Genomic DNA, 13,252 nt, shown 5'->3' with positions numbered 1-13,252 from the left:
CTTTTGTGATTGTAACCTTTATTCTGCCTATTACGCTTTAGCAGACTTATTATTTTTCGCTTGATTAGCTTGTCGAGCTAACTTTTTAGCTTTTGTATTGCTAATCTTAGCCGGTTCTAGCATTTCAGGCTCAGGTTCTACTTCGATCTCAAGTGCTGTCTGTACAGGAATACTATTCGGATACATTTTGCGGAATAATAATGTCTGTACTAACAAGAACGAGCCACTAACCATCCAGTATAACGGCATTGCCGCAGGAGCACTGAATGAGAAAAATGCCATCATAATTGGGGATAAATAACCCATTATTGCAAACTGTTTTTGTTGCTCAGGTGTCATATTATATTGCGATACTTTAGCTTGCAGCATATACAGTAAAGCTACAATAATCGCCATAATCCAGTTGGGCTCTCCCAATTTGAACCAGAGAAAAGAGTGAGAAGCTAGTTCAGGTGTCGCACGAATTGCTGTATACATTCCGGATAGGATAGGCAATTGAATTAAGATTGGCAGACAACCGATATTTAACGGATTAAAGCTATGCTTTTTATAAATTTCCATCATTTCTTTTTGTTGATTTTGCTTGTCTTCTGCACCCGTTTTGTTTTCATATTTCTTTTTCAACCTATCTAGTTCTGGTTGCATAATACTCATTTTGCGTTTCATACCCTGTTGACCTTTAGCTTGACGCATCATCAAAGGGAATAAAGCAAAACGTACAGCAAGTGTCAAAATAATAATCGCTAGACCGTAACTTCCACCGAACCATGTAGCAATATGTTCCATACTATAGGTTAATGGAAAGACAACATAATGAGTAAAAAATCCTGGTGTGGTTGAATTTACTTCTTGTACAGATGTGGTACCGCATCCTGCTAATAACATCATCATGATCAAGCCAAGTGCTAAGCCGTAAAGACGACCCTTTTTCCCCGTAAGTGTGAATCCCTTGAATAATTGCATGTTGTTCCTCCTCGTTGATGTTGTTGCTTATGGCTCAACGAGGATGGGCAATCTCCTGCATCTTCATCAGGAGCTTCCTTGCGGCGTATCATGCGCGCCAGTGTAATCGGTGTACGATGTATTGTTTTTAAAATCAGTAAAGGTAAATCGTAATGTCCACGCACTTGCCTGCTACTGATCCAAAACTCAGTAATTCCACAATAGAGATGAGCAATATATCCGTAGCTGACTGTAATCAATAGACCAATCGAAAATAAATACGGAATCCAATCATGCATTTCAAACAAGGAATTCACCTCCTTTTCCTATCCTGCGATAGTTGATATGTTAATTATAACATTACTACATCCTTTTTACATAAGACAAATTACGACAATATCATGTTATTTGACGACTAAAGTACAAACCTTACAAAAAATCTGTGAATCGCTCTTGTAATCGCTTTTATTATATACTACAATAAAGTCAGTTAAAGGATTGTGACCGGTCAAGCGGGCAATGCCTGAGATTATTGTAATATCATTTTGTAGAAAAATGGTATTGGAATGATTTCGGGCATTTTTTATATCTATATTCATGTATAGCTATATCCTGTGCATTCGATTAGCCTGTTTATTTTAGAATTGTAGGTGGAAGATTATGATTATAGAGAAAATATTAAATAATAATGTGCTACTGACCAAAAATCAAAAAGGCAAAGAAATTATCGTGATGGGTCGAGGGATTTCTTTTAAAAAAGTTATTGGCGATACAGTTGACGATCATAAAATTGATAAAATCTTTATGCTAAATGAGAACGAATTTACGGCTAAATTAACCGAGTTATTAAATGAAATTCCTGTCTCCCATTTGGAGCTGGTGAATGAAATAGTGAACCATGCGAATACAGTTCTGGGTACCACGTTGAGCGATAATATTTATCTTACGTTAACAGATCATATTCATTTTGCACTGGAACGTCATGAGAAGAAGCTTCATATCAAAAATGCATTGCTTTTTGAAATTCAACGCTTTTACAAAAAAGAATATAGTGTGGGTCAAGATGCGCTGCAAATGATCAAAGACAGCACTGGCATTTCACTTGGCGAAGATGAAGCTGGTTTTATCACTCTTCATATCGTAAATGCACGTATGGATGGCAACGAAATGCAAGCTACAATTAAAATGACCGAGATTGTACAACATGTACTGAATATTGTGACTTACCATTATGGAATTGTACTGGATGAATCGTCACTCAACTACTCTCGCTTTGTGACACATCTACAATACTTTGCGATGCGACTATTGCGTAAAGAGATTCATTATAGCGGTGAAGAATTCCTGTATAATCAAGTCAAAACAGCATATGTCAAAGCATTTGAATGTGTAAGTAAAATCAATGACTATTTGGAAAAAACGTACCAGCAATCTTTAAGCAAAGACGAATATGTATATCTTACGATTCATATTCACCGGGTGACGGAGCGCACAACGATTGAAGAAGAACAATCATAATTGAATACATTCCATCCACTAGGATTGTGACTGGTTATGCAGGCAAAACCTAAACTGATGGTGAAAAGGACGTGCTCAAGCGATGTCTATTTCACCACGAGTTTAGGTTTTTCTTGTTCATAAAAGAAAATACGAGCGCCGGCAACTTCTCTTTTTTCTTTTATCGTACAGTTAAGCTTTCCTTCCACACATGTCGGCCAACATGTAGTGAGGATATTATTATTAGCGATGTATTTATTAACCAAAGGAGCTATCAATCATGAGTAATCAAGATTTATCCAAACAAATTATCAAACTGGTCGGCGGAGAATCGAATGTCAATTCGGTATTCCATTGTGCAACACGTCTACGTTTCAAATTAAAAGATTCCAGTAAAGCAGATAAAGCTACTTTAGAAAAAACACCGGGTATTATCACCGTTGTTGAAAATAGTGGACAATTTCAAGTAGTCATCGGCAACTCGGTAAGTCAGGTGTACGATAAAATCATGGCGGAAACCAATCTACAAGATGTAGAAAAATCAACTGAAGCGCAAAACACTTCTACAGATAAAGATACTAATGTTCTAGGTAAAGCTGTTGATATTATTTCCAGTATCTTCTCTCCTCTCCTTGGAGCATTAGCAGGCGCAGGGGTGCTGAAAGGATTAGTGGCTCTTTTTCTAGCAATTCATTGGTTAGATAATACATCTGGAACATACCTTGTTCTTAATGCAGCTTCAGATAGCGTATTTTATTTCTTACCGATCTTCCTAGCTGTTACAGCAGCTCGCAAATTCAAAACCAATCAGTTTGTGTCGATTGCGATTGCAGGTGCGCTGGTCTATCCTACGATTCTGACAGCGTTAGATAGTGGTATAAGTCTATCGTTCCTCAGTATTCCTATTGTACTGGTTAACTATACATCCAGTGTTATTCCGATTATTTTGGCGGTATGGGTACAATCGTATGTTGAACGATTTGCAAGTTCGTTTATCCATGAATCGGTCAAAAATATTTTGGTACCGATGGTCGCTTTGTTAGTTGTTATTCCGTTAACATTCTTGGTATTTGGACCTGTAGGTCATTTGGTCAGTCAAGGATTAGCTTCTGGATTTACATGGATTTATAATTTGAGTCCAATTCTAGCAGGTGGGATAGCCGGTGCATTCTGGCAAGTATTTGTTATTTTCGGCGTACACTGGGGCTTTGTTCCGATTATGCTTGGAAATATCGCAGCAAACGGATTTGATCCGATGTTGCCGATGCTTACAGCTGCGGTTATGGCTCAAGCCGGTGCAACATTAGGTGTATTTTTCAAATCTAGAAATAAAGATACCAAAGCATTAGCAGGTTCTTCGACGCTTGCAGCTATTTTTGGAATTACAGAACCAACGATTTACGGAATTACATTGAAATTGAAAAAACCGTTTATCTATGCTTGTATTGCTGGTGCTGTAGGTGGCGCTATTATCGGTGCCGGTGGTTCTAGAGCGATCGCATTTGCTTTACCAGGTTTGCTTGCTTTGCCTACGTATATTGGTACTGGTTTTATTGCTGTTATTATTGGACTGTTGGTCGCTTTTGTACTAGCTGGTCTTTTAGTATATATTCTTGGATTCAAAGAAGAAGCTACCGTAGCAACTGTAGATAATACTCCTGCTCCAACAGGAAACACCTCTACTGCTACCACTGCTTCTGTGATTGCAAAAGAAGTGATTATCAGCCCACTACAAGGAACGATCCTACCGCTTGAATCGCTTGAAGATCCAGCTTTCTCTTCAGGTGCGATGGGTAAAGGGATTGCGATAGAACCCACTTCAGGTCTATTGACTTCACCTGTGAATGGTACGATCACAACTGTTTTCCCGACAGGACATGCGATTGGAATCACTTCTAATGATGGTGCCGAAATGTTAATTCATGTTGGTATGAATACCGTTCGTCTGAAAGGTCAATTTTTCGAAAAAATGGTTAAAGAAGGCGACGTTGTGGAGCAAGGACAATTGTTGCTCAAATTCGATATCGAGCAGATTCGTGCCGCTGGTTATGTACTAGCTACTCCTGTTATTGTAACCAATGCAGCCAGCTATCTTGATGTCCTCAAAACGTCTGAAACAGAAGTGAACAATCAAGACTATCTGTTAACCGCAGTTGTCTAAGATTCACGTTAGATTTATGGTAGGTGCTTGAAAACGCTATTCTTGTGTATTACAATAAGGATAGATAATTAAATAACTCAGGATTGTGACTGGTCATGCAGGCAAAACCTAAATGGATCGTGTACAGGTGCTCTTAATAAGAGACTTCCTTGCATTTTCTGTTTAGGTTTTTGTTATGTATAGGGTATTTTCGCTTGATCAGCATTATTCTCAATTATATTTTTTATACTCTATGACGAAAGAGGTAATGAACATGACGAATGTACAACAAGGATTTCCTAAAGACTTCTTATGGGGCGGAGCAACAGCAGCGAACCAATTAGAAGGCGCGTACGATGTAGATGGTAAAGGTCTATCCAGTGCGGATATGATCGCTTATATTCCAAAAGAAGAACGTGGTATTACAAACCATGCTATGGAAATTTCTTCTGAACGTATTGCACAAATTCTAAGTGGTGAATTTGAAGCACGCTTCCCTAAACGTGATGGTATCGACTTTTATCACCGTTACAAAGAAGATATTGCTTTGTTTGCCGAAATGGGCTTCAAAGTGTTCCGCCTTTCGATTCATTGGGCACGTATTTTCCCGAATGGTTATGATGAGCAACCAAACGAAGCAGGTCTACAATTCTATGACAATGTATTCGATGAGTTGCGTAAATATAATATTGAACCGTTGGTGACTCTTTCTCACTATGAGACTCCACTCGGTCTAACTGAAAAATATAACGGCTGGGTTGATCGTGAAGTCGTAAACCATTTCGCACGTTATGCGGAGACCGTATTTACACGTTACAAAGATAAAGTTAAATACTGGTTAACGTTTAACGAAATCAATGTATTAACGATCAGTGCTTTTACAGGTGGCGGTGTCGTTATTGACCGTGAAGAAAACAAACTACAAGCGATGTATCAAGCATTGCATCATCAATTTGTAGCTAGTTCAATCGCTACTAAATTGTGTCATGAAATTATTCCAGGTTCGCAAATCGGTTGTATGTTAGCACGTATGGAGACTTACCCGTTCAGCAGTAACCCAGAAGATATTCGTCAAGCGCAACATGATAACCAGATGAATCTATTCTTTACAGATGTTCATGCACGTGGTGAATATCCAAGATTCATGAACCGTTATTTTGCTGAAAATAATATCGTGATTCAAAAAGAAGCTGGCGATGATGAAATCCTCAAAAAATATACTGTCGATTATATTTCGTTCAGTTACTACATGTCGATCACGGTAACAACAAGTACAGAGGGTGACAAAGCGGCTGGAAACTTATTCGGCGGTGTGAAAAATCCATACTTGGAAGCTTCAGATTGGGGCTGGCAGATCGATCCAATCGGTCTACGTGTCACGCTTAACAACTTCTATGATCGCTACCAAAAACCATTATTTATCGTTGAAAATGGTCTCGGTGCATTTGACAAAGTAGAAGAAGATGGCTCGATCCATGATACGTATCGCATCGAATACTTACGCAAACATATCGAACAAATGCGTGAAGCGATTGCCGATGGTGTAGAATTGATGGGTTATACAAGCTGGGGTCCTATCGATCTTGTGAGTATGTCGACTTCTGAAATGTCTAAACGATATGGATTTATCTATGTCGATCAAGATGATGATGGTAATGGTACACTCAATCGTTCGAAAAAAGATTCATTTGAATGGTACAAAAATGTCATTGCTACAAACGGTGCAGAGCTATAAGACCGATGATATAAAGATGATACTATGATACTCTTTCTGAGCGATTAGCTGACTAGATCATCAATCTTCAGGTAACTAACAAGAAAGAGTATTATATTTCATATTAAAAGACGTATCCTCTTTTCAAAGAAGATACGTCTTTTTTATGTGTTGATATCCATTTACCTATGTTTAGCTAACATTCTTTCACTAACGACAGCATCACATTCATGATTGTGGATATCTGGATTCTGGTCTGTTTCTATATAATGATCTATCGTATATTCCAAAAAGCGTTGTGTCTCCATCAACTCAGCAATACTTTGTTTGACTTTGAGATGGTGCTCTTTGAGTATTTGTAATCTTGTGTCTAATGTGCTTTTACCGACTACCGCTAATTCACGATAATTCTTCATCTGTTCTAACGTCATCCCTGTCGCTTTGAGTCGGGTTAGAAAAATGATTCCTTGAATTTGTTGCTTACTGTATGCTCGATGTCCATTGGGCTGACGATCTGCATAAGGTAGTAACCCAATCTTTTCATAATAGCGAATAGTGTCTTCGCTCAATCCAGTCAATTCAGCAGCTTCCTTAATAGATGTCATGTGTTCAGGAATATCGATCATACGTCTATTGTCATCTCCTTGATTAAATGTATATCACCATGGTACAACACCATTTTCATCGAAAAATTGCCCTGTTGGACCTTTTTCATCCAAAGTAGCCAGTTCTACGATAATAGTTGCCGCTTGTTCTACAGAACGTGGTCCTGTATTGTCGTTAAAATCGGTTGCTGTATACCCGGGATCAGCTGCGTTCACTTTAAGCGTAGTGTCTTTAAATTCCTTCGCAAACATTACGGTTACAGCATTTAAGCTTGCTTTTGAACTGGCATAAGCTAATCCGTTAAAAGCAGCATATTCATAATTAGGGTCACTATTTTGAGTCAAAGAACCTAATCCACTGGATACATTTACAATGCGTGGAGCAGAAGACTTCTGTAATAAAGGTAACATATGTTGGGTTAATTCAACGACTCCAAATACATTGGTATCATACACAAGACGCATATTTGCTACTTTGTATTGACTTGGTGGTGACATGGCATCAATAGAAACACCAGCATTATTGATTAATACATCTAACGAACCAAACTGTTGCTCAATGTATCTGGAAGCTGTTTCAATCGTTGCTGTATCTGTAACATCTAACTGTATAAAATGAGCTGTTATTCCTTGCGTCAACAAGTTTTCGACCGCTTCTTGCCCACGAGATTCATCACGAGCTCCTACCAGTATTGTATATCCTTGACGGCCTAATTGTTGCGCTGTCTCATAACCGATTCCTTTGTTGGCTCCTGTAATGAACACTGTTTTATTCTGACTCATGTATATACCCTCTTTTCTAGTAGTAGATGAAGTGGTTCTATACACACTCTACTACTTGGAGTATACTCCAAGTCAAGTCGCTTTCTCGCAAAAGAATAGGTAACTCGAATAGTTCTCTATTTTTAACTATTCTAATAATGATAGATTTCTTTCATCTTTATGGCATATTGCTTGTTTTTGCTCTCTTTCTCTGCGCGTGATACCATAGGGCTTGAACAGCAAGTCCAATCTCGATCACAAGTAATATACTAATGATCCATGAACCCCCTGTCAAAATCCAGCGATACATTTCAAGCGCCCATCGTGATTCAGTATACTGCTGATATAACGGATAGATACGCAAAGTAAAGAAATAAAACATCCCTAATGTAAATAAACGAGTCCATTGTGCGGTATTATAGATGCCAATCCCTTGTCTCCATCCTTTAGCTTGAATACGTCTTATAGCACGAACCACTTCTATTCCTTCAACGATAATCAATATTATCCACGTGATCCACCATAAATAAATAATCGCTACATCAGACCAAGCATGAACGGTTTGTACAGCCGCTCCGGTAATAGCAAGTGCTCCGTACAGAATACAGTTAGGATCTGTCCAGTCCTCTACTATAGGATGACGATGTTGCCAATAACGATAGACAATCAACACTACACTCCATATATAAAATATCAGCCCTATAATAATAAGAGTCTGATGAAGCCATAACAGATTATCGATCTTAAATATTTGATGTAATAAGAGCACGAGAGACTGCGTGGATACGGTAGACAGCAATATTATGCCATGTACACGGTGGATCTGAGATTGATGCAGGATTTGGTACCAACCCCGACACATTACATATAACACAACTAACCATAATCCTATATTGAGAATAGTTATAATGCGAATAATTTCATTTAAAATAAAGTGATTAAATGAGGCATGAATAGCAATTAATAATGTGGATGTACCTGCCACCCACGTTCCAGTAGCAAACCGCATAACAGGATCAGCTAGATGGTCTTGATACAAGCGACCCCGGCGAATAGAACCGATATAGCTTACTAACAAATATATCCAGATCCCTACAGTTATTATCACTAACAGAGAAGTCCATATACTCTTTGGACTGTAACCTGATAGCTGTTGCCAGGCTCCTTGTATAAAAATACCTAGAGCCATGACAATACTACTAGTGGCTGTTGGTACAACAGGTACATCCTTTTTGCTACTCCATGTGATCATAATCGCAATGATAAAAAGTAGTAGCAAACCTATAAGCATGATTATTCTCCTTTATCTATGATCGAAATAATCTATATGCTGTGATCTACAAAATGCCCGTTTGGCTTTCGCTTCATTCTTATTAATTATGCTCGACCTCGTTGCGGGATATACGGTGGAACAGGTGTGTTAAGAACAGAGATCAGTACTTCTAACGATTGTCCCATTTGAATATCATACGGTGTATTTAAGCGATTGGCTTGTAACAGATGCTCTACAGTCATATTATATTGTTCGGCAATATATTCAGCCGATTCTTCGCCGATTACGATATGTTCTTTGCGTAACTTTTCGATTCGACAAGCGGCTTGTTTGAATGTAGGCTGTTTGGACAATGGATCTGTGAAATCAGCAGTTAACTCGTTAGCCGCTTGATTACCTTCCCAGCTTCCATAATGAAAAGGTACAAATACCAATCCTTTTTGCACCGCTTTACCAATCCGAGCAGGTACTTCAATCCAGCCCCGTGGGGATCGAATCCGTACCACTTCCCCTTGTACAATAGACATCGCTGCGGCATCATCTTCATGTATTTCTACATAACCATTTGGTGCAGCCATCTGTAGGTGGGGAGCACGAGCTGTTTTGGTACGGGTATGCCAGTGCCATACTAACCGACCAGTTGTAAGCCACATCGGATAATCTTGATTTGGTTGTTCCGTGGGTGCCAGATAGCGAGTTGGATGTAGAATTGCCCGTCCATTCGCTTCTTTTTTGACAAATTCATCATGAGATAAGGGGCGCCCACTGAATTGATCTTTGGTATAACTTTGCGCATAATCAGCATGTGTGGGGAACTTATAATCACTGTACAATCTTGGTGTCCCTTCTGGATGTTGATCATTGGTAGGCCAGCGTAGTCCATTGGATTGCTCAAGCTTATCGTAAGTCATACCTGTCATATCACATGGACGACCGCTAGATACTTTTTTCCATTCTTCAAAACATTCTTCAGGTGTAGAATAACTAATTAACGGTTGACCATCTTTGTCTTTTAACTCCATTCGATCAGCAAAATCAAGTAAAATCTGTAGATCACTTTTGACTCCCTGAGGTGGTTCTACTGCTTTACGCAAAATATTGATTGTACGATCTGCATTTTCCATCGTTCCTTCTTTTTCTCCCCATAACGCCACAGGTAGAATAACGTCTGCTACTTTTGCTGTTTCTGTTAAAAAAGGATCTTGTACAACCACAAAAATCTTTTCTAACGCTTTGCGTGCACGACGACGATTAGGCAAAGAAACCATAGGATTAGTGCCAATATTCCAGAAAAAAGTGACTTTTCCTTCTTCTATCATATCAATCTGCTCTTCTATTCCTTTTTCCGGACCTGTCGGCAATGTATCTGGTTCTACATTCCATAAAGTCGCCATCTCTTCAATATGCTGAGGATTCATCGGATTACGTTGTGCTGGATAAGTACCCACTCCACCTGCTGTCCGATTCGCTGAGGAACTTGGTTGTCCTGCCATATGTAAAGGCCCACAACCAGGCTTACCAATCAGCCCTCGCAACAAGTGCATATTGTTGATCGCTACACAAGCAGTTGTTGCATCTGCACTTTGAAAAGTACCTTGTAATGTAGTGGTTACCATAGAAGTAGTCTGACCAATCACACGCCCGGCTTCCTCTAATTGGTCTACAGGGATTCCGGTCACTTCAGAACTACGCTCTGGTGTCCAATCCTGAACAGCGGCTGCCATCTGATCATAACCAATCGTATACTGATCAACAAATGACTGATCCACATAACCATCTCGAATCAAAATATGCGTCAATCCATTTAATAAGGCAACATTAGTACCCGGACGAAGTTGTAAATGTAAGTCAGCATTGCGAGCTGTCAATGTCAGGCGAGGATCAACAACAATAATATAAGGATGACCTTCACGCTCTTTACGTTGCATAATTCGTTCATGCAATACTGTACCTGTCTCTGCCACATTGTGTCCAAATAACATTAATGTATCTGTAACATCTACATCATCAAAAGAAGCCGGTGTACCGTCTGCTCCAAAAGATTGCAACAAACAAAATTCTGTTGTCGCTGTACAAAGACGAGTATTGGCATCTAGCAGATGGGTATGCAGACCAGCACGTCCAATTTTGGCAATTGTATAATAGTCTTCTAGATAAGCCTGTCCTGTGGAATAGATAGCGATACTATTACTACCTTGCTTCGCTATAGACGCTTTGGCTTTGGTCACAATCAGTGCCATAGCTTCTTCCCAACTTGCTGGTTCTAACTGCCCTGCATGATTCCGAATCAAAGGAGTTAATAATCGATCGGGACTGTTATTGGCATACCATTGATTTTCACCTTTAGGACCTAATCGTCCACGGTTAATAGGATGGTTCCTATTGCCTTTAATTCCAACAATCTGATTATCTTTGACAGCGACATGACAGCCACAACCCACCGAGCAAATATTACATGTACTATATACCCAGCGGTCTACTTCACCTTGAGAGTATACATTCATATCAATACGTTCGTCTTGCCAGCTCATACTTGCACCCCCAGATAAAAAGATGGAATAAGATATTTGATAGCTGCTTCACCATAATGTTGTTTCATAAGATCGGCTATATTATTAAGCTGTTCTCGAACACTACGATATAACGATTCAATCTCTTCAACATATTCAGTCTCAAAAGAAGGCATCCATTCTACCGCTCGAACCCAAGCGCGCATCGTTGGCTCACTCACCTCATTATTTTGATAAATGATCGCGAGATAAGGACGAATTTTATCTAAATCAGGATTAGAATGCTGGTCTGATTCTTGTAGAGGTAGTAGATGATCTAGCGCTTCACGCTGTTCATGGGTCGTGTAACGAATCAGCTCGATAAGCGGGTGTTTCATCGGTTCTGTTTTTTCTAATATCTGATTGACATCATGCGATATTTGCTCTAAATGTGTTGTCAAAAAATTCATTATGTCCCTCCATCATGATATGAATTAGCTTACCTTTCTAGAATAAAGCTCAAATTATTTCTATATTATTACCCACAATCACTCATATATATGTCTATATATACATTTTTTATGATCCATTTGCTGTAACATAAACAAAAAAGCGTATAGAGCACCTTCGTTAGAAAGTTGCCTATACGCTTTTTGCTATGATTAGGATATTACTTCATTTTTCTTGAATGTACATGTGGGATACGTTGAACTGGCACTTCTGCAACGACAGGACGGTGTATAAATGCATCAACCGATAGTACACATTGCCAGATTAACAAAATGACCATCATGCCAGCAGTTACGATCATTACACTCATCTGTAGATTCGCTAGTGATGCATTCATGATTGAACTTGAATTCATACTGATGAGACGCCATGTAAATAGATTAAAAATACCGATCGTAAATATCCGACTCCATTGTGTCACATCATATGTTCCTACCGCTGTTTTCCAGCCATTTCGTCTTATTCTCATCACAGCACGAATCATCTCAATACATTCCACGACAAGTAATACAGCTAGCGATATCCACCATAATATCGATATACTACTCGGTGTCCAACTAGATGTCTCAATAACAGCCACTCCTGTGATGGCTAATGCACCGTACATCATTACATTATTACTTTGCGATTGATCTGCTGTATTCCAAGCATACCGTACATATCGATAGATCATTAAGCTAGCTAACACTACATATAAGACCAGTCCCCAACCAATCAGCAGACGGCAAATAATCAACATCGCTTCACTATGTCCAAAAATATCATACAATAACATCGCAATCGATTGTGTTGCTACGGTAGCCAATAATACAATGCCATGAACATGCCGTCCAGCTTGCATTTTAGCAATATCGATCATACTTTTCACTACCCAATACATAAAGAATATCCATAATCCGATAGTCATGACTGCTAGAATCAATACCGTTTCATAGACCCATGAAGATGGAAATGAAGTATAGATCGTGATCAGTAAAATAGAAGTTCCTGCAATCCATGTCCCTATTGCAAACCGACCCACAGGATCAGCTAAATGGATAGCATAAAATTCGTCTTTACGAATCGAAGTGATATAACCCAGTAATAGATAGATCCAGATCGCAATCAAAAGAATCACTAATGCCGATGTAGCATAAGAGTACACAGACAATCCTGTTAATTCACCCCAAGCTCCTTGTATAAAAATACCTCCAACCATCAGTATACTTCCTGCGGCGGTTGGCATATCTGATTTACGCCTATACGTATGTGTAGTCATTAATCCAACAATGATGCAAGCCAGCATCAAAATAATCAGCATCCCTATTGATCTTCCTTTCG

Annotated in this window: 11 protein-coding genes; 3 read left to right on the top strand and 8 right to left on the bottom strand. The window is 39.1% G+C overall.

From position 1 onward, the window contains the following. Window positions 1–30: 30 nt before the first annotated feature. Together yidC and PaeCFBP13512_RS05360 are read right to left on the bottom strand one after the other, a co-directional pair. Entirely contained in the window at window positions 31–963 is a 933-nt protein-coding gene (gene yidC, locus PaeCFBP13512_RS05365; protein ID WP_137221677.1) for a membrane protein insertase YidC, read from the bottom strand. Beyond that, entirely contained in the window at window positions 906–1,250 is a 345-nt protein-coding gene (locus tag PaeCFBP13512_RS05360) for a hypothetical protein (RefSeq protein ID WP_241669288.1), read from the bottom strand. The genes yidC and PaeCFBP13512_RS05360 overlap by 58 nt, the downstream gene beginning before the upstream one ends. Window positions 1,251–1,602: 352 nt before the next feature. On the opposite strand from PaeCFBP13512_RS05360, the gene licT reads away from it, so the two are divergent. The 3 genes from licT to PaeCFBP13512_RS05345 all read left to right on the top strand — a co-directional run bounded on the left by licT (window position 1,603) and on the right by PaeCFBP13512_RS05345 (window position 6,314). Then, window positions 1,603–2,460, top strand: a complete 858-nt coding sequence (licT, locus tag PaeCFBP13512_RS05355) for a BglG family transcription antiterminator LicT (protein ID WP_069328105.1) — start codon at window positions 1,603–1,605, stop codon at window positions 2,458–2,460. A gap of 259 nt (window positions 2,461–2,719) precedes the next feature. Further along, window positions 2,720–4,600, top strand: coding sequence for a beta-glucoside-specific PTS transporter subunit IIABC (locus PaeCFBP13512_RS05350; RefSeq protein ID WP_137221675.1), 1,881 nt, complete (start codon window positions 2,720–2,722; stop codon window positions 4,598–4,600). Between the two features lie 253 nt (window positions 4,601–4,853). Continuing rightward, window positions 4,854–6,314: a glycoside hydrolase family 1 protein gene (locus PaeCFBP13512_RS05345; protein WP_069328107.1), complete on the top strand. Its 1,461-nt coding sequence runs from the start codon at window positions 4,854–4,856 to the stop codon at window positions 6,312–6,314. Window positions 6,315–6,475: 161 nt separating this feature from the next. On the opposite strand, the gene PaeCFBP13512_RS05340 is transcribed toward PaeCFBP13512_RS05345, so the two are convergent. The 6 genes from PaeCFBP13512_RS05340 to PaeCFBP13512_RS05315 all read right to left on the bottom strand — a co-directional run bounded on the left by PaeCFBP13512_RS05340 (window position 6,476) and on the right by PaeCFBP13512_RS05315 (window position 13,232). Then, entirely contained in the window at window positions 6,476–6,898 is a 423-nt protein-coding gene (locus PaeCFBP13512_RS05340; RefSeq protein ID WP_241669287.1) for a MerR family transcriptional regulator, read from the bottom strand. A gap of 54 nt (window positions 6,899–6,952) precedes the next feature. Further along, complete coding sequence (locus PaeCFBP13512_RS05335; RefSeq protein WP_137221672.1) at window positions 6,953–7,681, bottom strand: SDR family oxidoreductase; 729 nt, start codon at window positions 7,679–7,681, stop codon at window positions 6,953–6,955. 157 nt (window positions 7,682–7,838) lie between these two features. Next, entirely contained in the window at window positions 7,839–8,951 is a 1,113-nt protein-coding gene (locus PaeCFBP13512_RS05330; RefSeq protein ID WP_137221670.1) for a hypothetical protein, read from the bottom strand. 86 nt (window positions 8,952–9,037) lie between these two features. After that, window positions 9,038–11,464 carry a molybdopterin-dependent oxidoreductase gene (locus PaeCFBP13512_RS05325; protein WP_137221668.1) on the bottom strand — a complete coding sequence of 809 codons (2,427 nt, stop codon included), beginning with the start codon at window positions 11,462–11,464 and terminating at the stop codon, window positions 9,038–9,040. Next, a complete protein-coding gene (locus PaeCFBP13512_RS05320) occupies window positions 11,461–11,892 on the bottom strand; it encodes a hypothetical protein (RefSeq protein WP_069328112.1) in 432 nt (143 codons plus the stop codon). The genes PaeCFBP13512_RS05325 and PaeCFBP13512_RS05320 overlap by 4 nt, the downstream gene beginning before the upstream one ends. A gap of 200 nt (window positions 11,893–12,092) precedes the next feature. Continuing rightward, window positions 12,093–13,232, bottom strand: coding sequence for a hypothetical protein (locus tag PaeCFBP13512_RS05315; RefSeq protein WP_137221666.1), 1,140 nt, complete (start codon window positions 13,230–13,232; stop codon window positions 12,093–12,095). Between the last annotated feature and the right edge of the window lie 20 nt (window positions 13,233–13,252).

Source organism: Paenibacillus sp. CFBP13512 (genome assembly GCF_005233705.1).
GTDB classification, from domain to species: Bacteria; Bacillota; Bacilli; order Paenibacillales; family Paenibacillaceae; genus Saccharibacillus; species Saccharibacillus nuruki.
The sequence above is the reverse complement of the archived record's forward strand: the minus strand, read 5'-3'. Positions and strand labels throughout refer to the sequence as shown.